The 22,315-nt window shown below is 38.0% G+C and carries 23 protein-coding genes and 1 tRNA gene; 12 read left to right on the top strand and 12 right to left on the bottom strand.

Annotation, left to right across the window (positions count from 1 at the left end):
• Positions 1 to 58: 58 nt before the first annotated feature.
• Positions 59 to 1,360, top strand: coding sequence for an MFS transporter (locus CSP5_RS08940; protein ID WP_077076913.1), 1,302 nt, complete (start codon positions 59 to 61; stop codon positions 1,358 to 1,360).
• Positions 1,361 to 1,392: 32 nt separating this feature from the next.
• Here CSP5_RS08940 and CSP5_RS08935 read toward each other — a convergent pair whose 3' ends face one another.
• Entirely contained in the window at positions 1,393 to 2,037 is a 645-nt protein-coding gene (locus tag CSP5_RS08935; protein ID WP_077076912.1) for a metal-dependent transcriptional regulator, read from the bottom strand.
• Between the two features lie 46 nt (positions 2,038 to 2,083).
• Positions 2,084 to 2,542 carry a hypothetical protein gene (locus tag CSP5_RS08930; RefSeq protein ID WP_077076689.1) on the bottom strand — a complete coding sequence of 153 codons (459 nt, stop codon included), beginning with the start codon at positions 2,540 to 2,542 and terminating at the stop codon, positions 2,084 to 2,086.
• Between the two features lie 181 nt (positions 2,543 to 2,723).
• Between CSP5_RS08930 and CSP5_RS08925 the strand changes: the two genes are divergently transcribed.
• From CSP5_RS08925 to CSP5_RS08910, 4 genes are all read left to right on the top strand, one after another.
• On the top strand, positions 2,724 to 3,398 hold the full coding sequence (locus CSP5_RS08925; RefSeq protein WP_148690201.1) for a uracil-DNA glycosylase: 675 nt from the start codon (positions 2,724 to 2,726) through the stop codon (positions 3,396 to 3,398).
• A 45-nt stretch (positions 3,399 to 3,443) separates the two neighbouring features.
• On the top strand, positions 3,444 to 4,178 hold the full coding sequence (locus CSP5_RS08920) for an enoyl-CoA hydratase/isomerase family protein (protein ID WP_148690200.1): 735 nt from the start codon (positions 3,444 to 3,446) through the stop codon (positions 4,176 to 4,178).
• A gap of 65 nt (positions 4,179 to 4,243) precedes the next feature.
• A complete protein-coding gene (gene prs, locus CSP5_RS08915; protein WP_148690199.1) occupies positions 4,244 to 5,098 on the top strand; it encodes a ribose-phosphate diphosphokinase in 855 nt (284 codons plus the stop codon).
• A 1-nt stretch (position 5,099) separates the two neighbouring features.
• Positions 5,100 to 5,846 (top strand): RNA 2'-phosphotransferase, encoded by a 747-nt coding sequence (locus CSP5_RS08910; protein ID WP_172399461.1) that lies wholly within the window; start codon positions 5,100 to 5,102, stop codon positions 5,844 to 5,846.
• On the opposite strand, the gene CSP5_RS08905 is transcribed toward CSP5_RS08910, so the two are convergent.
• The gene (locus tag CSP5_RS08905) at positions 5,835 to 7,487 is read right to left on the bottom strand and encodes an oxidoreductase (RefSeq protein ID WP_277868663.1); all 1,653 of its coding nucleotides are present in this window, start codon (positions 7,485 to 7,487) and stop codon (positions 5,835 to 5,837) included. The two genes, CSP5_RS08910 and CSP5_RS08905, sit on opposite strands and share 12 nt — an antisense overlap.
• 79 nt (positions 7,488 to 7,566) lie before the next feature.
• Positions 7,567 to 8,796, bottom strand: a complete 1,230-nt coding sequence (locus CSP5_RS08900; RefSeq protein ID WP_172399460.1) for an MFS transporter — start codon at positions 8,794 to 8,796, stop codon at positions 7,567 to 7,569.
• Between the two features lie 146 nt (positions 8,797 to 8,942).
• Here CSP5_RS08900 and CSP5_RS08895 point away from each other — a divergent pair.
• The 4 genes from CSP5_RS08895 (at position 8,943) to CSP5_RS08880 (ending at position 10,520) form a co-directional block, all read left to right on the top strand.
• A tRNA-Pro gene (locus tag CSP5_RS08895) sits at positions 8,943 to 9,015 on the top strand.
• 170 nt (positions 9,016 to 9,185) lie between these two features.
• Positions 9,186 to 9,545, top strand: coding sequence for a DsrE family protein (locus tag CSP5_RS08890; RefSeq protein ID WP_077076683.1), 360 nt, complete (start codon positions 9,186 to 9,188; stop codon positions 9,543 to 9,545).
• A gap of 14 nt (positions 9,546 to 9,559) precedes the next feature.
• Positions 9,560 to 10,171 (top strand): formylmethanofuran dehydrogenase subunit E family protein, encoded by a 612-nt coding sequence (locus CSP5_RS08885; protein WP_077076682.1) that lies wholly within the window; start codon positions 9,560 to 9,562, stop codon positions 10,169 to 10,171.
• A gap of 1 nt (position 10,172) precedes the next feature.
• The gene (locus tag CSP5_RS08880; protein ID WP_077076911.1) at positions 10,173 to 10,520 is read left to right on the top strand and encodes an ArsR/SmtB family transcription factor; all 348 of its coding nucleotides are present in this window, start codon (positions 10,173 to 10,175) and stop codon (positions 10,518 to 10,520) included.
• Between the two features lie 25 nt (positions 10,521 to 10,545).
• Here CSP5_RS08880 and CSP5_RS08875 read toward each other — a convergent pair whose 3' ends face one another.
• The 5 genes from CSP5_RS08875 to CSP5_RS08855 form a co-directional block, all read right to left on the bottom strand.
• Positions 10,546 to 10,995: a DUF1641 domain-containing protein gene (locus tag CSP5_RS08875; RefSeq protein WP_077076681.1), complete on the bottom strand. Its 450-nt coding sequence runs from the start codon at positions 10,993 to 10,995 to the stop codon at positions 10,546 to 10,548.
• Positions 10,992 to 12,149 carry an NAD(P)/FAD-dependent oxidoreductase gene (locus tag CSP5_RS08870; protein WP_148690196.1) on the bottom strand — a complete coding sequence of 386 codons (1,158 nt, stop codon included), beginning with the start codon at positions 12,147 to 12,149 and terminating at the stop codon, positions 10,992 to 10,994. Before CSP5_RS08870 ends, CSP5_RS08875 begins: the two co-directional genes overlap by 4 nt.
• 267 nt (positions 12,150 to 12,416) lie before the next feature.
• Positions 12,417 to 13,238 carry a glucose 1-dehydrogenase gene (locus CSP5_RS08865; protein ID WP_148690195.1) on the bottom strand — a complete coding sequence of 274 codons (822 nt, stop codon included), beginning with the start codon at positions 13,236 to 13,238 and terminating at the stop codon, positions 12,417 to 12,419.
• Between the two features lie 131 nt (positions 13,239 to 13,369).
• Positions 13,370 to 15,190, bottom strand: coding sequence for an amino acid permease (locus tag CSP5_RS08860; protein WP_148690194.1), 1,821 nt, complete (start codon positions 15,188 to 15,190; stop codon positions 13,370 to 13,372).
• Positions 15,191 to 15,300: 110 nt separating this feature from the next.
• A complete protein-coding gene (locus CSP5_RS08855; RefSeq protein WP_083705387.1) occupies positions 15,301 to 16,905 on the bottom strand; it encodes a B12-binding domain-containing radical SAM protein in 1,605 nt (534 codons plus the stop codon).
• Between the two features lie 180 nt (positions 16,906 to 17,085).
• On the opposite strand from CSP5_RS08855, the gene CSP5_RS08850 reads away from it, so the two are divergent.
• The gene (locus CSP5_RS08850; protein ID WP_077076677.1) at positions 17,086 to 17,553 is read left to right on the top strand and encodes an AAA-associated domain-containing protein; all 468 of its coding nucleotides are present in this window, start codon (positions 17,086 to 17,088) and stop codon (positions 17,551 to 17,553) included.
• On the opposite strand, the gene CSP5_RS08845 is transcribed toward CSP5_RS08850, so the two are convergent.
• The 3 genes from CSP5_RS08845 to CSP5_RS08835 all read right to left on the bottom strand — a co-directional run bounded on the left by CSP5_RS08845 (position 17,550) and on the right by CSP5_RS08835 (position 20,367).
• A complete protein-coding gene (locus CSP5_RS08845; RefSeq protein WP_077076676.1) occupies positions 17,550 to 19,172 on the bottom strand; it encodes an ABC transporter permease subunit in 1,623 nt (540 codons plus the stop codon). The genes CSP5_RS08850 and CSP5_RS08845 overlap by 4 nt on opposite strands.
• On the bottom strand, positions 19,169 to 19,921 hold the full coding sequence (locus tag CSP5_RS08840) for an ABC transporter ATP-binding protein (protein ID WP_077076675.1): 753 nt from the start codon (positions 19,919 to 19,921) through the stop codon (positions 19,169 to 19,171). Before CSP5_RS08840 ends, CSP5_RS08845 begins: the two co-directional genes overlap by 4 nt.
• A 101-nt stretch (positions 19,922 to 20,022) precedes the next feature.
• Positions 20,023 to 20,367, bottom strand: coding sequence for a winged helix-turn-helix transcriptional regulator (locus CSP5_RS08835; RefSeq protein WP_145984007.1), 345 nt, complete (start codon positions 20,365 to 20,367; stop codon positions 20,023 to 20,025).
• Positions 20,368 to 20,425: 58 nt separating this feature from the next.
• Between CSP5_RS08835 and CSP5_RS08830 the strand changes: the two genes are divergently transcribed.
• Together CSP5_RS08830 and CSP5_RS08825 are read left to right on the top strand one after the other, a co-directional pair.
• Positions 20,426 to 20,968: a YceI family protein gene (locus CSP5_RS08830; protein WP_083705385.1), complete on the top strand. Its 543-nt coding sequence runs from the start codon at positions 20,426 to 20,428 to the stop codon at positions 20,966 to 20,968.
• Between the two features lie 150 nt (positions 20,969 to 21,118).
• Positions 21,119 to 22,312, top strand: a complete 1,194-nt coding sequence (locus CSP5_RS08825) for a M24 family metallopeptidase (protein WP_077076673.1) — start codon at positions 21,119 to 21,121, stop codon at positions 22,310 to 22,312.
• Positions 22,313 to 22,315: the final 3 nt, after the last annotated feature.

Here is a 22,315-nt window from a genome sequence, read left to right as displayed (position 1 = left end):
ATATTCAAATATAAGTAGATGGGTGAATATCTTCATGGCTATAAATGAAAGTAATCAAATGAAATCGGAAAAGCTGAATAGAACTCAGGTTGCCCAGATCCTTTCGGCATTCTCTGGATGGCTGATGGACGGTTATACATCAATAGCATACGTGGTTGTTGCTGTAACCATATCTGGTGTATTCTTTCCATCAAACTTTTCAGATTCTCTTTTTCTGACATTTCTGGGGCTTGCAGTAGGAGCCCTTGCAAGATTTGTTGGATCAATAGCACTTGGGAACTTTCTTGGAGATAAGCTTGGGAGAAGAAAGATGTTACTGTACTCAATAGTAGGGTTTTCATTCTTTTCATTCCTGATTGCCTTTATCCCAACTTACCAGTCCGCAGGTTATGCTGCTACAGCAATACTTTACATACTCCTATTCTTAGTTGGTATTTTTGCAGGTGCCGAATATTCAGGAGGAACAGCACTATCTATGGAAGCAATACCTCAGGGAAAAAGGGTAGCAGTAGGTGCTTTCGTACAGAGTGGTTATGGTGTTGGATATTTCATTCTTTTGCTTGTCGCGTCTTTTATCAGGTCTTATTATGGTCCAGCACAGGCAGACGATCTTGTATGGAGGGTCATATTTGCAACAACCATTATACCAGGAATAGTTGCAGTAATCATCAGGCTATTTACCCACGAGAGCCCTGTTTTTGATGAAATGAAATCCAGGAATGAAATTGAAAAAGTTCCACTAGAAGGTACCATATTACAAACAAGAATACTCGTTTCAGCCTTTTTGCTGGTGGCAGGCCTGCTACTGTTAAATACAATAACATTGAGTTTCTATCCCACATTTCTTGGGGAGCTGTATACAAAAATATCAGGATCTGCCGATGATCTTTATAATTCTTACATAAATCTCATATCACTGATAGGCGTCTGGATTGGCGGAGTTTTTGCATTCCTAATATTTAAAAGAAAATTGACAATGACTGTGTTTTCCATAATATTCCTTATATCATTAATACCGCTTTATTACCTTGTATTTTCTGGAAATCTCACACTAACCATTGTTGCATTTTCCATTCAGGCATTCATCGAAGCAGCAATATTCGCTTCCATACCTGCATTCCTATCAGAGGTTTTCAGCAAGTCACACAGGACTACATCAATAGGATTCATATACAACGGTGCTGCAATACCAGCTAGCTTTGGAATTTCTGCAGTAATATACTTCTCTTCTAAAAATCTGTTCGGTACAACTGGACAATCATGGTTGGTCTTTCTGTTCATTGGAACAATCGTTCTTCTCATAGGATTACTATTATCAAAAGAGAGTTCAAACAAGCTTAAAGATCCTATTAACAACTGATGAACTGAGGGAAACGTTCTGATCCTAAAAATTCATTTTCTGAATCTCAGAGCATCTAGTACATAATCGGGAATACCAATTCTCCTGTCATCACTCATCATTAGCTCATTTTGATTATTGTCCTTCAGTACAATGACATTCGGAAGGAGAGAATTTTCTTCAAGAAATTTCAGGATATCGGGAGTTTCAAAAATCACTCTATTCAGAAAGTACCTTTTTCCAACTTCAAGCTCCTTATATTTCAGGTCTGCAGGAAGGAAAACGTCTCCATTGCTATTTGGTATTGGATTTCCATGAGGACATTTTTCGCAGTTAAATTTCTTACACGCCGCTGAAATAATCTCCTCCGTCATGCCATGCTCTATGCCCATTGCCTGATCATCAAGTTTGGACCACTTCATATTCAACCCTTTCCAGAGAAGTATCTCGGCAACTCTATGTTTCCTCAAAAACAGGTTAGCTTCTCTTTCACCTCCATCAGTGAGAGAATACTTTCCCCTATCTTTCCTTTTCACAAAGTTCTTATCAAGAAGTATCTTTATTTCATCGTAAACAGTCTGCCTCGCTGTTCCAAGTATCTGTGAAATATCAGCCAGGGTCGCAAAACCCTTGTATTCATTTAATTCATATATAGATTTTAAATAATCCTCAGTTGTGACCGAAAGATTTGTACTCATAATAATAATAATTCCATTCTGGATAATATACTCTCCTTCCAAGAATTCAGAGTTCAATCATTACGTAATATTTTCCACGATCCTGGATTACTTTACAGGATATACCAAGGTTTTTAATTTTATTTTCAAGATCTTCAGCCTCAGGCTCTGTACCTGACTTAAGGTATAGAGAATTAAAGCCAAATTCTGGAACTTCATGCTGCTCAACTATGAATTTACTAATCTTATTCATTATGACTGAAAATGTGGTTTCATCAACGGTAAGGTCTCCTTTCCTTATCTTCTCAAGACCTATATTCATAATACCATCAAATATGGACTGATCAGATTTTCTCTTGATATTCTTAACACTCTTTGATCGCGCACCACTTACAAGTAGAAAACCTCCAAGGGCCAGCACCGGGATTAGGTCAATAATATAAAATAAAATAAACTTATAATATACTACTATGAATATATAAAATGAAAGAAGGGCAACACCCCCCAGTACTGATGTAAGCTTCATAGCACTTCAATTCAATCAATTTATTAATATTATTCTAAACAATTGGTAATTTTACTGTAACATACATATATTCATCAATTTTATGTTATTCTCGAATTCTTTTATTTTTCTGGCTTATTTTATGATTAAAATGGTGTCCTGTTGATGGTGTTTATTTTTAGTAAGAAAGCTATGTCTTTCCATGGATGAGGATTCTATATCTGCTCTTAACATGAAAATTATCAATTGCAGAAAATGCTCTAGACTTGTAGATTTTAGGGAGCATGTTCTTGAAAAGTCAAAAAAATACGAACGAGAAATATTCTGGAGAAAACCACTAACCGGGTATGGAGATATAAACGGAAGAATGATGATAGTAGGACTTGCACCTGCTGCCTCAGGAGGAAACAGAACGGGTCGTGTTTTTACAGGGGATAAAAGTTCAGAATTTCTCATTTCATGTTTATACGATGCAGGCATAACAAACCAGAAAACGTCTCTTTCAAAAGATGATGGTCTCACATATTTTGATTCCTATATATCACTTGCTGTTCGATGTGTTCCACCAGAAAACAAGCCAGAAAAAGGAGAAATAACTAATTGTAATATGTATCTACTTCAAGAGATCCAGTTGATGAAAAATCTGAAGATTATAGTCGTTCTGGGAAAGATAGCGTTTGATGCGGTAGTTCAATCCCTGAGGGAAATGGGAAAAACAGTAAGAGGATGGAAGTTTGGAAATGGTGAAATCTATGAAATTGATAGATACAGAGTTATGTGCATATTTCACCCAAGTCCAAGGAATGTGAACACTGGAAGAATATCAGCGGAAAAATTTGTGGAGCTGTTCAGGAAAGCTAAAGAAATGACAGAGTGAAAAGATTAAAGCCATTGAGATAATAGTTTTCCTTAGTTGATCAATATGATAGATATATCTAAAAATGACACCATTGGAGAAATTTCACTTTCAAGAAAGGAAAAGAGAAATGCCATTAACCAGGAATTACTGGAAGAGCTGTTAAAAGCCATTAGAGTTATAGAAGAAGATGAGAATCTGAAAGTGATTATAATCGATTCCAGCAGTGGTGACTTCTCGGTTGGAGCTGATATAAATGAACTATTAAAGATGAATACCGCTCTTGCTATTTCCTTCAGGGAAAAAATGTCCAATATTGTTAGTGAAATGATCAATTCTGACAAAATATTTATCTCATATCTAACCGGGTTTTCGCTCGGTGGCGGTTTTGAAATAGCTCAATGGTCAGATATGATCATAGCAGATGAGAAGTCAAGGATAGGACAGCCTGAAGTTAATATTGGAATAAATGCAGGGGCTGGAGGAAACACTATACTTCCGAGGGAAGTGGGGTATAAAAATGCAATGTATCTTGCGCTCACTGGTAATATAATTTCAGCCAAGGAGGCAAAAGAAAGAGGGATAATACAGGAAACCGTAAGGACCAGGGAAGAGATGCTTGAAATTGCAAGAAAAATTGCATCTAAGGATAGTGCGACAATAGTAGCAATAAAGAAATCCATGAGGAGATCATTAAATTTTAATCCGTCAGAGGATATGAAGGCAGAAGAAGAGTCCTTTATAAAACTAACTCAAAACACAACAACTAAGGAACTCCTTAAAGCTTTTCTCAATAAATAGAATATTGAGTAGTGTGGTCTAGCAAATTCAAATATATATTTATAAAAAAATGACATTCGGCACATATGTATATAGTTTCAACCTCCAGAACCGGTGAATTTGCAAAAAACATGATGACCAGCAGTTCAATGAAAGAAGTGGAGGTTGAACGCAAAGTATTCCCTGATGGAGAAAGATATTTCAGGTTACTGGAGGATCTTGGTGACAGAGAGGTTGCTGTTGTTGGAAATACTAACATTGATTCTGATATACTTGAACTGTCATTCCTGCTTGATGCTGCAAGGGAGGAACATCCATCTAAATTGATTGCGGTGATACCCTATTTTGGATATGCCAGGCAGCATATGATCTACAAGAAAGGTGAGGCAATATCCGCAAAAGTCCTTATATCTTCCATATCGGAATATGCAGATGAAATAATCACCATTGATATTCATGATACATCCTCGTTCAGGTACTCAAAAAGTAAATGCAGAGATTTTCATGCATCAGCAAGCATAGCAGATTATTTTAAGGAAAAAAATATAGATCTTGTCATGGCTCCTGATGATGGTGCATTCTTTAGAGCAAAGGAGGTTGCGGACATCCTTGGATGTAAAAGCGGATTCATGAATAAAAAGAGAATAGACGCAACGACTGTGGAATATAACATGGATCATTTAGATGCATCAGGAATGAGGGTATTGCTCGTAGACGATATCATTTCTACAGGTGGAACAATCCTGAGATCAATGGAGATTATAAAAAATTCTGGGGCCTCAGCCGTGTTTGTATCAGCAACCCACGGCCTATTTATAAACGATTCGGCCAGAAAAATCGCTGCAGAGTGTGCAGAATTAGTTGTCACAGATACAATTAAGTCAAGTTATAGTAAGATTAATGTATCCCGGAAACTATCAGATTTCATCACTGGTGATTAGATTGGAAAAGAATCTGAGGGTATGCCCAATTGATGGTTTTTACAGAGGGTTTGAGTGTCCGAAGTGTGGACAGGAGGGACGAAACCTGATGTATCCAGACGAGGTGGATGCAATTGGTAGAATTCTTGCTGGAATCCTTAGACATTTTCCAGAAAATTATGGAATAAAGTTATCAAAAAATGGTTATGCAAAAATTTATTCTATAGTCCCAGCAATAAAGACTCAGAGAAGAAAATTTGGATGGTTGGCGCCAATTCATATAGAAGCACTTGGTAAAACTGATGAAAGGGGGCGATATCAGGTGAATGAAAGGGGAGAAATAAGAGCAACATACGATCATACTATCCCAGTGATTCTTGATGATCTTCCAGTTGACGATATACCTGACATACTTTATTACCAGACCACAGAAGAAGAGTTTTCACTAATCAGGGAAACAGGGATTAGCCCTTCTGACAAGACGTATATACATCTCTCTTCCACATTCAGGAAAACGTATGTAACAGGACTATTCCACGTAGATGATCCTTTGGTCATAGGTATAAATACCGACGAACTAAGGAAGAAAATACCGGTTTACAGGGCCTCAAAAGAGGTTTATCTAACAACCGAAATTCCGCCTGAATTCATATTATCTATCGAACAGGAAAAAATCGAATTATCTCATGAAGAAAGGGAAGAAGTTGAAAATTATAAGGAGAGGAGGGAAAGGAGAATTCTAGGGGAGAAGAATAATCTAAAGCACTGATTTAAGTCGAATATAATCCCTTGCGGCTGTAATTCCCCTTGTGGCTGCCCCATATATGTCGTACTGAAACCTTTCTATACTACTTGACTTGAATCTCTGATCAGGTTCTTTTACAAATATAATTCCCCTGCTCTCTGCCATCTGCCTGTACACCATCTGTCTATGTCTGTCCAGAGAAGTGAGACTCCTCTCTGTAATATATACCCGGCATCTTTTAGCGATGTTAAGTGCCTGGTCAAGATTCTTGTAAATATTTGAATCAATGAATACATCATCATTCTCTTTTATATTCTCATACCTGTCTCCCCCTGCTAGAAAGATATCTACATCTTTTTCTGACACTCTCTTGTTGAAATTAACTCTTATTCTGAGTCTTTTTATCTCCTGCCTGTAAAAATTTAACAATTCCATAAACTCTTTTCTCTTTGAGGGGTCATCTATTTCATTGATCTGGCCCCCTATTTTGTCATCTGATTCACTGATCTCTACATCCATTCCTGCTCTAGCTAGATATATTGCAGCTTCCATCCCTGCGACACCTGCACCTGCTATTTTTACATGTCCTGTGATATGTTCAGCATGGTAATAGGTTTCATTTCCTGTTATTGGATTGACAGTGCATCTTACCTGTCCAAATCCAAAATCTCTGCAGGCCTGATTGCATCTGATACATGGTCTTGGCATCATGCCAGCTTTTAGCTTAAGTGGAAAGTAGGGATCTGCCAGTGCAGCCCTGCCTATGGCAACCAAATCACTCTTTTCAAGAGCCTTTCTTACGGATTCAATATCAACAATTGACCCAACCATTATTGTTGTTATATCTGGTTTCTTCTTTAGGCTATTACCAATATGATTTCTCTCAGAATAATATGAGGCCGAAGAACCGGGCGGGGCTGTCCTACCAGCGGAGAAATGAACATAATCTAAATTTTTCAGAGAATTGGCTATTTTAAGTCCATAATCAGAATCATACCCATCTTCCTCATCTTCATAAAGGCTGAGCCTGATACCAATCTTTAGGCCAGTTTCCTTTCTTATAAGGTCTATTATTTCCTGGGGGAATCTTAATCTACCTGCAAAATCATTTCCATACCTGTCTTTCCTCTTATTCAGCGAAGGGGACAGGAATTCCTGTATCAAATATGCGTGTGCACCATGGAGTTCAATTCCATCAAAGTTAGATTTCTCGGCTATTTTCGCTGCCTTAAGAAACGAATTTTCAATATCTTCTATCTGTTCCACGGTAAGTTCATCGGTCTCCCTGCCAAGGTACGGCATGGAAGATGGTGCTCTTGGGTTTTCTGAGTACTCTGCAAGAGCCTTGCCTCCAGCATGCACCAGCTGTGCAAACACTTTCGTACCATGGGAATGAATTCTCTCTGTGAGTCTTTTCAATCTGGGTGCCTGATCGTAGGAAACAAAGGAAAGCTCATTTCTAGATCCCCTGCTCATGGGTGAGTCTATATATGAATACTCAGTAACAATCATCCCAAATCCACCTATTGCTCTCTGTTCTAGATAAGAAGTGTGAATTTCATTGGTGAAACCGTTTGGATCAGCCAGATTAGAAATCATGGGTGCCATAACAAACCTATTTTTCACCGTCAAGTCTCCTATATTTACTGGTTCAAAAGGGTCCATAATTCCATATTCCATTCTTTTATAAGTTGTTAAGGGTCTAAGTTAAGGCAAAAAGATGCTTTAATATTTTTATCCCTTATCATTTATCTGAAGGTCGTTGAATAATCTCATCAACTTCAGGTTTCTTTTTTCGTGCAAAAAGATCGTAATATGCTACACCAGCGAGGAACTGAATTATACCGCCAGCTATTTCCGGTAATGGCAGATATACATCCATCAGCGCTCCAGAAGCTCCAGAAGTAGTTTGTGCGATTCTTGCAGCACTTGCCTGTAATCCAGTTCCAGCACCATAATCACCTTCTTTCAACCCACTTACATTAATGTTGCTCCTGGATGGTAATCCAAAACCTGCTATTCCCGCCCGGAATATATAAAAAATTCCGGCAATATAAAAATATGGTGAAAGGGCAAGTGGAATCATCAGCAACCCCTGAAGCATTCTTCCATAGGAACCAATCTTTGCTGCTTTTTCCCCTCTTTTCCTGTATATTGACGAAATGTATGAACCTATTGCAGTTGATATATATGATATTGTGAATACAATTCCGATTATGGTTGTTGTGGATGATGGATACATCTCTGAAAACCATAATGAAAGTATGGGCATTGATATTCCTATCCCAGCACCGTTGAATGCATTAGCAAAAACAGTTTTTCCTATATGTCTAACCGAACCTTTCCCAACGAAACCTGTTTTTTTCTTTTCTGACTTTCTTTCAGCAACAAGAAAGAGTGATATAAATGATATCAGAACCAGAATAAAGCTAATTCCGAAAAGAGTCCTGTAGGATCCAGCATTTCCTACAAAACTTGATACATCACTTCTGCTTATAACCATCACACCTCCCACGACAGCAAATATGGACCCAACAGTTGTCATCAGTCCAAGTTTCTTCACTCTATCGTTAGGTTCTTTCCAGTTTTTAGCCACAAGTGCTGTTGATCCTGGGGAAAAAGCACCTCTCATACCGCCAGGGCCTCCTGCAATTCCACCTATTACTGAAAGATAAATTAGCGGTCCTGAGGTCACAAAAAAGAGCACAGCTGTTGAAATAAGGGGAAATATTTCTCCAATTATCATTGAATATTTATAACCAATCCGATCACCCAGAACACCAAGAATCATAGTCTGGATCACGGTAAATACTACGACAAATCCAGTAAGAAAACCCACATAGAGGTTACTGAATCCCAGGATCTTTAGATACAGTGGATAGGCAATCGCGGAAAAGCTTAGCGCGCCACTTCTAACTGCTCTTGAAAGCAGCAAAAAATTAAAACCTCTCTCTATCCTATTCTCGGAAAGCACGATTACTGGTTATCTTAGCACTAAAGAAAAAACTTCGTATATTATTCACACCAATATCAACTCCATTTTAACTGTTATCTCAATTCATCAAATTTGGCATTGCTCGTAGTTAACTTTTTATTTATTCGTAAACTCTCCCTTACTATGGGGCTGTGGGGTAGCTTGGTATCCTACGGGCTTTGGGAGCCTGAGACTCCGGTCCAAATCCGGGCAGCCCCATTTTAAACAGAGTTTTTACATAGAAATCAGAAATTGAACTTCATTACATCCATTTTACTTCGTATCGAATCTTCTTATCTATTTTAGACAAAAATGGAGGAAATCTCAAAATTTCATCCCATTAAAGAAGGTTTAATTAGTATATTAGCATATACTCATTAGGTAATATAATGGGAGCTAAAATAGCAATAGTCATAATTTCAGGACTGGACCAGCGAGATAAAGTAATGGCTGGTCTTCACGTGGCAAAAAGAATTGATGAAGCCAGGGAAGAAAATGGCGTAGAAAGAGTGGAGTTATTCCTTTTCACGGGTGGAGTAAGAGCTCTTGAAAAAGGGGAAGATAATAACGAAATGCTTGAACTAATTAAGGAATTAAGAGAGTCTGGAATCTCCATAGAAGCGTGTTCAAATCAGGTCAAGAACTGGAAAATGGAAGACACATTCTCCAGAAATGGAATAGATCTAGAATTCGCAAGAGATGCTTTTTCCAGATATGCGGTTGAAGGATATACTGTCCTATCATTCTGAATAGTGGTGGATTGATGTACAAAAATAATTTACCATCATTCAAAGTTCTAGACACAGAATCTAGCCATGGTAGATACAGCAAACAGGCTAAAGAAATTAGTTTTGAAGATCTTGTAAAGTTCCATGGTCATGCGTGTGATGGATTGTACAGAGGGGTGTATGCATTATCTGTAGCATTAGGAGATCTGTTTCGTGGTGCCATAATCGATCGAACAGATTTGAGATCAATTTCAAGGAATAGTCCATGTCTTGGAGATGCAGCCTCTTATCTTACTGGAGCAAGAGTAAGGTTTGGGACACAGGATGTAAGAGAACAGGCAGGAGTGTGGTACATAGTTCAGAGGATTTCAACCGGAGAAACGGTGGAAGTTAAAGAAGACCCTGGGTTTTTTAATAAAGAGATATTGCAGGCAGAATCGGATCTAAACTCAGCTAATTCGGATGAACTACCACAAAAACTTAACGCATTGAAAGCTTTACAGGACGAGTGGATAGAAAACACCCTGTTAAAAACAAAGCCAGAGGAGCATTATCATTCAACAAGAATTGAATATAAATGGATAGAGGTGCCCTATACCAATAAGGGAATAAGAACGGATATTATATTCAAGAATGTGATTGAGTAATATGATACCGGATAATATTAGTTCGGATATATCGTCACTGGCTAACATTATGAAAATTCTTGGAGACCCTAATAGGCTGCATATTACATCGTTGATCAGCAGGCAGGAACTATGCGTCTGTGAATTGACCGCTATTCTTGGGTTATCCCAATCAAATGTTTCGCAGCATCTCGCAAAATTAAAGTCTTCAGGTATCGTAAAAGAAAGGAAGCAGGCACAGTGGGTGTACTATTCATTAAACCCGGAAAAATTCCCGATAATTAAGAATATAATAAATACCCTACCAGATATTTCTTTTGAACTCCTTAAATTGAATGGCCTTCAGGAACATTTAAAATGTAAGAAGTAAAATAAAGTAAATCTTGAACAGCCAATTAACTTCTACCAAGTTTTCCCAAAATCTTAAGCATATTAATAGTCACCGCGAGTCCAGATTCAACCTCTGGATCTTTCAATTCTCCCAATAAACTTAAAGTTCCATGAATTTTAGGTTCCTTCGAAAGTTTTCCAGAAGAAATATCGTCTATTAGACCCACCATACTATCAGCAATGTGCGGATCAGATACCTTTGCAAGAATCTCCAAAAGTGAGTTGAGAATTGTGGAAATGCCATTTAACATATCGTCTGTAAGGATACCCCGCATATTAGCCACAAGGTAAATCAGGCCTTTTAGAGATTCTGCCATGCCCGTATCTTCCATTGTTTTAATCCACTCAACAATGCCGGATAAAGTTCCCGCATTTTCCAGAAGATATTCTACAGCTTTTCTGGATTCAGGATTATTCAGTTTTTCATTCAACATTTCTCCTATATCTGTGCTCATGGAATCACCCCACTAAGAACTGGTCTTGCAGTCATGTTCCAGTACAAATTGTTATAGATAAGCTTCAACCAATAGAACGAGTAACTTTCAGGTTGCATTATGGGTTTGTGCGTATAGTCAGAATTTATCATTGAAGCTTTTCCAATACCTGTGAGCATGAGGGCCCCTCCAGTACCATCATATGTAGTAATAGGCTCTTCTCCTCTCAGTGACTGTGCAATCCTTTCAGAAACAACAACCGCTTCTGCATCTGCAACCGAGCCGGCCTTAGAAACCTGTAGGTTTGTAGAATCACCAATTGCGAATGCATTTTCATATCCCTTTATATTTAGTGTAAATCCGTCTACATTTATCCATCCCATCTTGTCCACTACCTCAGAATTTTCCATAAGTTTGTTTCCCTTGTGTGGTGGAACAATAAGAGCCAGATCGTAAGATATCTTCTCTCCATTCTGTGATATAAGCTCTCTTGCATTAGCATCAACAGACTTTAGCTGGAATCCGAGACTACTCTTTATTCCTTTCTCTTCAAACATCTTCAGAGAAATATCTGATATCTCCTTGTTAGGAAAGGCCATTGGCATTGGGTAGGTGTACTCAATTTCAACCTTATCCCTCATTCCTCTCCTGGTAAAATAGTCATTTAACATGAAAACAGCTTCCAATGGTGCTGGAGTGCATTTGTAAGGCATTGAAGAAACCCCAACAACAATTTTCCCACCCTTATAGCTGTTTAACTTCTTTTTCAGTGATATCGCATTTTCTAGACTATAAAAATTATCTGTTCCTTCTCTGAGACCAGGTATGGAATCATAATCATATCTTGCACCTGTTGCTATAACTATATAATCGTAGTTTATTTTCTGTTTTTCTGATTTCACCACGCTGTTTTTCAGATCCACTTCAGTTACAAACTCCTGAATAATAGTTACACCCTCTGCCGCTAATCTCAACATAGGCTTGTATGTTGATGCTGGCGCCATCATATCGAAAGGTATTTCAAGGAATCCTGGCTGATAATAATGCTGCCCGCTTCCATCAAATAATACAACTTTTACATCTCCATTCTTAATATTATCTCTCAACTTATAGGCAAGATGGTTGGCTGTGCTCATTCCACCGCTACCGCCCCCTACTATAACTACCGTTTTCATAATATAACAATAACCAGTAATTATAATAATTTATATCTAAGAGATTTGCTTAAATAGTTCAAATCTAACACAATTTTTGTGTGGATTATAAAATTATAGTAACCCTTTCTTCACAACATTTGCAAGAGTGAATCCTTATTTCTCAAGTTAAAGGATCGGATCTGGTGAATTTATAATATTAAATTGATGTCCATTTAATACCCGAAAGGGGAATGAGTATCACTAATACTGGAAGTTACCTCTTTTAGTCGTAAATACTGTAAACTATCATCCACCATGTTTAAACGCAGGATATAAAAGCATCCCCCCATCCACCACAAGAGTAGTTCCAGTTATATACGAAGCATAATCACTGGCAAGAAAAGTGACCGCCTCTGCAATATCTTTAGTTTCTCCCATTCTTGGCATTGCTATTTTGGTCAGCAGATCCTTATATGTTTCAGGATTGCTCCACACATCCTTGTTTATTGGGGTTTTGATTGCACCGGGGGCCACAGCTACTACCCTTATTCCCGACTCAGAGACTTCCTGTGCTAGAGTTTTGGTGAACATCGACAGTCCAGCCTTTGCACTGCTGTATGCGGTATATCCGGACCAGGGAACAAATTCGTGAACTGAAGTTATGTTGACAATAACTCCGTGGCCAGATTTCTTCATCCTCCTGACTGCTTCTCTGGAGCAGTAGTAAGGACCCAGAAGGTTGATAGAGATAACTCTTTCCCAATCATCAGGATCGTCATCACCGCACAGTTCCCTTTTCCCATCAATACCTGCATTATTCACCAGTATGTCTACTGGTCCAAATTTCTTGTCTATATCACTAAATATCTTTTCGACATCACTTCGCTTTGAAACATCTCCGCCAAATATGGCAGCCTTTCCACCACTTTTGTTTATATCATCTGCCAGATTAGTAGCAGGTTCCACTTCCTTACGATAGTGAATTGCAACCGTTGCTCCTGCTTTTGCCATATATCTTGCAATTTCCATTCCCAGTCCAGAACTAGAACCTGTTACAAGGGCAATCTTTCCATTCAGGTTTATGTTAATGCCATGAGTTCCAACATCTTTTCCATTCTCATCAGTCATGCCTTTTTATGTCAAAGAGAAAAATAAATGTATCTATAAAATCTAAAGCGTTTTCTGTTTTTTTGGCTTATCCACCAACAGGCCAATTCATGGTTTCAACTAACATGGTACCGGATAATAATTCTACGACATCAAACTATATCCAGTTTATCAATCTCACTTAATTTTGCAAGCACGTCTCGTTCATTAATAACGCCCTTTGCCATTCCACTTTGATCAACTACTGTTAGGATATTGACATTGTTTTCCTTGAGAACTCTCACTGCATCTGCCACATTCTCTCGCTCATTTATGTTCACACTTCTCTCCAGATGGATTTGCCTGACTTTACCATTTTCAATACTTGATTTTGGAAGCAGCAGAAGATTAACAACTTCAAGTTTGCCTATTGGTCTTTTCTGGCTATCCACAACTATTGCACCCGGGAGATTCTTCGATAGCAATCCATTGAGTACATCCTTCAACGAGTCATTTATTGATACAATTGCCTCCTTAAGCGGGTTTATCATATCGGAGACAGAAACATTCATTAGATTCTGAGCAACTATTATTCCTTCCTTACTTATATCCACATCATTTGGCGTCTTTCCAATTATACCCTTTACTTCAGACAGGATGAATCCTATCACAATCCAAACAAGAAAGACTGTTGTATAAACAGGAACTGTTGAATATGCCGAATATATAAGTACAATTGAGCTGATAACAGCTCCCGTAAGTGCCAGGAAAAATTCTTTAAAATCTGAAAGAGTTGTAAAAAAGGTTTTCTTAGCACGAATCATCAGCCTTCTCCCCTTCCTTAGACCAATTCTTAACAGTGAAAAATTGGCACTTACATGAATAAAAAGACCTCCTAGTGCTGAAATTGTTCCAAGTATAATGAATGCGGTTTCGGCCGAAATATAGTTTAAGATTATCAATGGGAGAATAACCAGAATTCCACTAATAAAGAGTGTTGCAAACATTGGTTTTTCCTTGACCTTATGTGCAAATACACTTGGTAATGTTCTGTCATAACCCATTCTAAAGAGAGTTCTTATGGCAGCAGTACCAAAGGAGAGGATCGCCAGTATAGAATCGTTAATGGTTGCAATGGCAACAGCATAGTAGAAAAATCTTCCAGCACCTCCAAAGTCATGCTGAATAATACCTATAACTGGCAATTTATCAGCTACTGGTATTGTTATGTGATTCTGAAGAATCAGATTTGCAATTGCATAAATCATAAATGTTGCCAGTGATCCACCTACAAGTATCACAGTGATCACGCTCCTTCCAACAACTTTCTTTGGGTTCTTTATTTCTCCAGAGACCGGGGCAATGGAACCATAGCCGGTTGGAATCCCCATCGCAAAAAGTATTCCAAGTACAAAGTCACCTCCTGATATTGGATACACCACTGGATTTGGTATATAGGCAGTTCCCTTGGTTACGAAAAAGGAATAAAACGCAATGGAAAGCATTAACCCTATTTCTATAATTACTGCAAATATTGCATACCTTGCAGACATTGTAACTCCAATAATAAGGAAAGTAATTGATGGGACCATGATTATCAAAAATGCAATGTATGTTGATATTCCAAGAACGGTAGTTATAATGAATAGACCTCCAACGAGATAAGCCAGTCCATATAGAACAGAATAAAACATGTACATCCATCCGGTATCAAACCCTATTCTTGCCGAAAGAGCCTGAAAAGCATATGTATAATAACCACCAGATGTTGAAAATCGCTTTGAAAGCTGAGTGACTGACAGTCCATTAACAAGAACAAGTAAGGTACCAATTATCATTACAAGTGGTGCATCATATCCTGCAAGAGTAATTGCAAAAGCACCGTAAGTCAGTATACTTAAGAGTGGTGACATACCACCGAATGAGAGAAAAAAGACATCCTTAAAGGTAAGATGTCTTTCCAGTTCCCCCTTATTATCCGAAGCTTCTGTCATATCACCGTTCAATAGTTTAAGCTTAATAGTTTATTCGGTTATTGTAATAAAATCAAACTATAATTTGTATCAAATTAATACTTAAAAGATAAAAAGTGAATCAGAATTTCCTAGCTCTCCTTTTTTATTAAGAAGTACGGATTTCTGCCATTTTCCAAATCATAAATTATCTTTCCAGAATCACCTGATATTTCATCCTGATCCTTTTGAGATATAAATCCATTTTTTACTGCTTCTTTGTACATGTCATAAGTCCTGAAAAGAAATCTTGGAAAGTTTTTTATGTCCTTAAGATACTCTGGCATCATTTTCATTATAAATTTCGTTCCTGTTTCTATAAGGATACCTTTTTTCTTAGTGAGTATTATACCCTTAATTTTTCCCCTTATGAACTTGTATATATAAAATGAATAAGAGGCATAAAATTGAAGTATCTGATCAAACACTGGCCCAACCCTTGTCTTCATTACCGGGGTTAATACATCATACCTGTCCCAGTCCAGGGTAAACAGTGAACTATCCTTAAGGGCTTCATTAAAAATTCTTGTTCCGGGAAGGGGGGTATATATTGAAAATTGCACTGCATCAGCACCTGCCCTTGCCAGTTCTCTGGAGAATTTTACAGTAGTCAGTGCGTCTCGAATTCTCTCATATGGTGCACCAATCATCAAACCAATAAGTACAATTATATCATTTGATGATAAAATTTTTACCGCCTCTACTGACTGGGGTGTGAATTCACCCTTATGCATCTTCTTTAAAACTTCAGGACTTCCTGATTCAACTCCAAGGAATGATATGGTCATACCTGCTCTGGCAGCCTTTTGTATGAGGTCCGGATGTCTCGCGGTTACATCTGCCCTCATCTGTACAATCCATTTTGTCTCAAGTCCTCTTTCCAGAATACTGTTAAATAGGCTTTCCCTGTGTTTAACATTAGGTTCAACTATAAAGATATCATCAGTGAAAAAAATCCAGTCATATCCTGCCTCTTTAGCCCTTTCCATTTCCATGAGTATTCTTCCATTCGATTTATTTCTCCATGTGTTACCCCATGTTGGGGTAACAGAACAGAAATCGCACCCATATGGGCATCCTCTTGAAGTTTCAAGGCACATGACCTTTTCGTTTTTTCCAAACACTTTAAAAGTATACTTTGACGCATCCAGAAGTTCAAGCGGGGGCATTGGCAAAGAATCCAGGTCATGGATCAATTTTCTTGGTGCTGTTCTAACAAATTTGTCTCCATCCCGAACCACTATTCCCGGAATCTTAAGCATACTCGTCCCATTTACTATGGCATTACTGATATCATATATGGTCTCATCGCCCTCTCCAAGTACCGATATGTCAAAACCTGATCTCAGGACTTCATACGGTAAAAATGTTGCGTGATGTCCTCCCGCTACCAGAATAGTTGAAGGAAGTCTTTTCTTGATTTCTCTCGCAAGATAACCTGCATTATTGTGTGCGGCTGTTGCATGAAGGGTAATTCCTACAAGATCTGGCCTGTATTCAACTGCAAGATCGATTGCCTGATCCAGAGATAGATTGTCCCCCTCCATATCTATTATCTTAACATTACTGTTATTAATCCTTAGTATTTCGCCAGCCAGAGCAAGAAGTCCGAGTGGGGCTGGAAGAAAACCCCACTTTGTCAAATAGGCACTTCCTGTTTTATTACTTGGCCTTATTAGAACTGCCCTGATTGCCATGATTTTACAGTATTTAAGAATAAATAAGGTTTGTGTAAATATAATTTATTCAAAAAGCTTTTCTAGATAAACTATATAGTTAAAAAGGATTATGTCCATTATATTAATTGATATGTAATTTAAAAAATAAAGAGCGAGTTAAAACTTAATAACCTGAAAATACTAAAGAGATGATAGAAATTGGAAACTGTAGACCCTGATGCAAGGATTGCAGACTTGGTAGGATTGCTTCACGTGCTGAACCATTTGTTTGACGACAGGACAGATCTTTTTGAACTTGAAAAAGAGATGGAAGTTGATATTGATGATTTAATGCCAATTGTATATACCGCTGCAAATCTTGGTTTCGTTGGAACGGACCAGGGAGATATTTGGATAACTGATAAGGGAAAGACTTTTCTTGTTTCTGGACCAAAGATAAGAAAGAGTATTCTAAAAGCATCACTTATAACAATGGAGCCATTTGTAACAGCACTCCGGCTCGTAAAGTTTGAACTGGATGATATAATGGAAGAATTAGAGAAGAACGGGATTCAAAAGTATAACAATCCATCTGGTTTGCATAATCTTGAAATAACGCTCATTGAATGGGGAGTTTATTCTGGGTTAATAAAAAAAGACGATGATGGTTTTCAGGCTCTTGCTTAAACACTGTAAATGCCCTCCTCTGCAACATATTTTTTTCTGGCAAGATCCATCATTTTCCTTGTAAACAGTATGGAATATACTGCAACTATAATCGCAAACAGAAATGATGCCCAGCCCGCAAGGGCAATATTTCCACTTCTTGTTGCGACGTCAATTGTTTTCATAAGCCCTGTATGGATCTCAAGAGTCTTTCCACCGGCAATATCTGGCCAGTATTCGCCTATTTCCAGGCCACCCCAGGCGCTGTTAATGGTAGATGAAATACCTGAGATAAGATAGGGAAAGGTAGAGGGTATAATCACGTATCTCATCTTCTTGAAGAAGCCCATGTCCAGATTCTTCATTATCTCGTTATATTCGGCTGGCATTGCCTTGATACCCATCCAGAAACTGTAAAACACATAATAGAAGGTTGCTATGAATCCCAGAAGAAGAACAATTCCCTCCTCTGCCTGACTTCCTAAAACAGAAGCAAATATAGGATATATACCAAGGAATATGAAGGGAAAGTAGGCAGGAACTGGATAAGAACTGAACGTTTGTATTATTGGTACTCCCACTGCTTCCGCCTTCCTTCTTGTTGCAAGCAGATAACCAAGTGTGAAAGCAAAGGCAATGGAAGCTCCTGTTATTATTAGTACTCTTATGTAATCAATTAGCAATCCATAAAGTAGTGACGGTGTTTGTGAGAAAAGGTATGACCATTCAGAACCACTTACAGACATTACAAAAATTATGATTGAATACATAATATATGCAAAAATAGCAAGAACTATAACACCGGCAATTATGCCAATTTTTCCATTCTTTTTTTCTTTAGAATAAAGCTCTTCCAAATCCTCTGGTCCTTTCCTGACTCTTGTATAAGAGGCAAGTTTTCCAAGGGTGTTCTGGGAAACAATGGCAGAAAATCTTGAAGTCTGCCTTATTCTGGCTTTACCCCTTTTAATAATAGGTGAATCTGTATCAATCGTATATTTTGCAACTGCGTGATTCCCTATCCTCCTTACTAATTCTATGAGTAGAATTACGAAAATCCCAAGGGCTAGAAATGTTACTATTAACATCCTGAAATTCCCATCGGCAGCAAATTTGTCTATAGGACTGCCAACCCCAAAGGTGCTGTATGATGTTATACCTATGGTAAATACCTCACTTACTGTTATATAAAAAAAACCATCAGATATACTTGGAAATAGATTTGCTACAATTCTGGGTATTGAGAATGGTATATACACATTCCTGAGCTTCATCCATAGGCTAAAATTATAATTTTCAGTCACCTCTACCATTTCACTGGGAATGGTCTTATATGCCTGATACTGTCCCATCCATATATTCCACACAACTGCTGTAAATACAAGAAAATCAGCCGCAAATTCAACCCCAAGAGGGCCACCTATCCTGTCAACAAATATTATAAGTACGATTGGAAAAAATGAAATTACTGGAACACTCTCAAATACCTCGATAAACGAAATAAATAAATTTTCAAATATTTTGCTTTTGATGGCCGCATACGCAAGAAGCCACCCTGAAAGAATTGAAAGTAAAATCAATCCTATAACTCTTCCACCAGTTGCTAGAACTGCAAGTATTATGAAGATATATTCGTTCACCTGGTTCCCCCTTTTTTCTTTGTAAGTAGCCTGTATAGAGTATCAAGATAATTATCGAAAACGGGATCTCTGCTATTTCTTGGTCTGGGCATCTCAATATCGATCTGTCCCACAACCGTTGCAGGACTGTTGTTAAGAACGAACACTGTATCTGAAAGCTCAACAACTTCAGTAAGATTGTGAGAGACCATTATAACACACTCCAGCGGACTCTCTGGATTGAATAGAATGTTATAAATATCCTGTCTCAACCCCTCTGCAGTCAACTCATCGAGATGTGCAAAAGGCTCATCCATAAGCAAAACTTTTGGTTCTGCAGCAAGAGATCTTGCGACAGAGACTCTCTGTCTCATTCCTCCACTCATCTCCTTGGGATAAAGATTCTCAAATCCCTGAAGACCAACCATTTCCAGTGCCTTAGAGGCAAGTTCTTTGCATTCATCTTTGGGGATATTTTTTGTTTTCAGCGATAGCATCACATTCTCTTCTGCTGTCATCCATGGAAAAGTAACTATTGACTGATGCACCATGGAAATTAATGGAGTAGGTCTCAAAACAGGTTTTCCATGCAGCAATACTGTACCGCTTTCTGGCTTCAAAAAAGCGCCAAATAACCTCAAAAGTGTGGATTTGCCTACCCCTGATGGACCAACTATGGCTGCGAATTTCCCTCTTTCCACCTTGATGTTGATGTTATTGAAAACCTTGTATCCGTTGTCATATCTGAAGTCGAGGCCCAAAACCTCCATCGTTGTTCCAAGTAATCACCATATGAGGCATTTACTCATCGTATAAATATTATAAGAAAGCTTTAAAATTATATTCTGTAAGTGAATATTTCAAAGAAAAATTAATATATGGTGTTTTCCCCAGAGGTAATGTATTTTTCACCCCATTTCCTGAGTGCATCTATTACAGGCCTTATCTCGCTTCCTGATTCAGTCAGTGAGTATAGAACCACAACAGGCTGAAGCGAAATGAGCTCTCTCTTAACTAGCCCCTTTTCCATTAGAATCTTGAGGATTCTTGATAATGTCCTGGAACTTATCCCATGAGCATTCCTGAGTAATTCATTGAATCTCATAGGTCTGTCCGATAGATACCTAATAATTGTAAGCTCCCATTTACCACCAATTACCTTTATTGTCTCAACTATAGGGCAAATTTCCTGATTCTTATTTACCGTATTCATCATGATATCTAATGTATTGCAAGTAACTATAAGTATTTTAATGTATTTTTGATACCCTTATATGGAAACACAGAAACAAATGAAATGGATATCTGATAAGGCACATTCGGAGATTGAGTTCTCAGCAAGACATATGATGATATCAACAGTCAAGGGGAATTTTGGAAATTTTGAAATAACGGCATTTGGGTCAGATAAGACTCCGGAAAGCGCAAAGGTAATAGTGACAATTGATCCCTCGTCGATAAGTACAAGAGATAATGATAGGGACAATCACCTAAAGTCACCAGACTTCTTCGATGCGGAAAAATACAAAGAGATTAAGTTTGAGAGCACGTCTATAAGCAAGAAGGGGGAAAGCGAATATATTATCAAGGGAAATCTCACAATTAGAGATGTAACCAAAGAGATAACTTTCCATGGGGACCTTGAAGGAATAATAAAGGATCCATATGGTAAGACAAGGGCAGGAATAACCGTCTCAGGTGAAATAGTCAGAGAGGAATTCGGGTTAAAGTGGAATATGGTTATAGAGGCGGGAAAGGTAATGGTCGGAAGCAAGATTAAATTCACTGCCCATGCCGAAATGATTCTTCAGGAATAGATAACGGGAACCGTAAAATAGTTCTCTGATCACTAAGTAATTTTATAATTATTCGATATTATTTTTTTACTTTAAATATATTAACATTCATAAATTCATCACTTATGATAAATGCGGAAATCTATAAATCCTAAAAAGGATTATTAACTCATGATAAGGATTTCTAAGGGAGAACTGAAAAGGCGAGTTGAAAAGCTCGGTAAATTGATGAGCGAGAAGGATCTTGACGCAATATATATTTCTGGAACTACATCATTCAAGTATTTTGCAGATTATTTTTACATTGCCACTGAAAGACCAGCAGCATTTCTAATAGATAAGAATCTGGATATACACTTTTTTGGTCCCGTAATGGAAAAGGAACATGTACTTGGTCAGTGTCCTAATATAAAGGATTCTTATGGATATCCCGACTATCCTGGAGATAAGCATCCACTGAAGTACTTTGGAGAATGGACAGAAAAGATCGTAAAGGAGAAAAAGATTGGTGTAGACAATCCTTCATTCTACAGTTCTGGATGGGGATTTAAGCCAATTCCAGTCGATGAAATCGTAAAAGGATTCAACATTTCAGGCATATCGGAAGACCTTTACAATATGAGAAAGATCAAGTCAGATGAGGAAATAGAGATTATGAGGGAAAGTTCCAAGTGGGGAAACCTCGCACATAATCTTTTACAGGAGTATACAGAATATGGAGAATTTGATTTTGAAATCTCATACAAAGCCTCCTCTGAAGCAAATAAAATGGCAATGTATGCATTTGGGATGGATACAAGACCCTCAATTAACTCTCCAATGGAAATAGGTGCAGGATTTAGGGGGCAGGTTGGAGAACATTCCTATTACCCACATTCATTATTTACTAATAGGAAAATCAGAAAAGGTGATATCCTCGGTTCTGGAGCCAGTGGGGAAATTGATGGTTATCATATTGAAATCGAGAGAAATTTATTCGTGGGAAAGCCAGATGAAAGGACAAGGAGGTTCCACAAGCTTGCAGTGGAAATGCAAAAGGTCGCAATAGACGCTCTGGAAATAGGCAAGGAGTTCAGTGCAGTTGATAGAAAGGTAATAGAATTTGCAAAAGAGAACGATGTGCTTCAGTATAGATTACACCATTCAGGCCATTGCATTGGTCTTGAAGGTCATGAGGCACCATTTCTGGATGTAGGAGAGAATGAAAAAATAAGGGCAGGCATGACATTTTCAGTTGAACCAGGAATATATGTTAAGGGCTTAGGAGGATTCAGACATTCAGATACTGTCGTCATGCATGAAGACGGGCCTGAAGTAATTACATATTATCCTAAAGATACTGAATCTCTAACAATATGCGATTAGGCG

It is taken from the genome of Cuniculiplasma divulgatum (assembly GCF_900083515.1).
GTDB lineage: Archaea > Thermoplasmatota > Thermoplasmata > Thermoplasmatales > Thermoplasmataceae > Cuniculiplasma > Cuniculiplasma divulgatum.
Note: the sequence above shows the minus strand (reverse complement) of the source record. Positions and strands in the feature narration are given on the sequence as shown.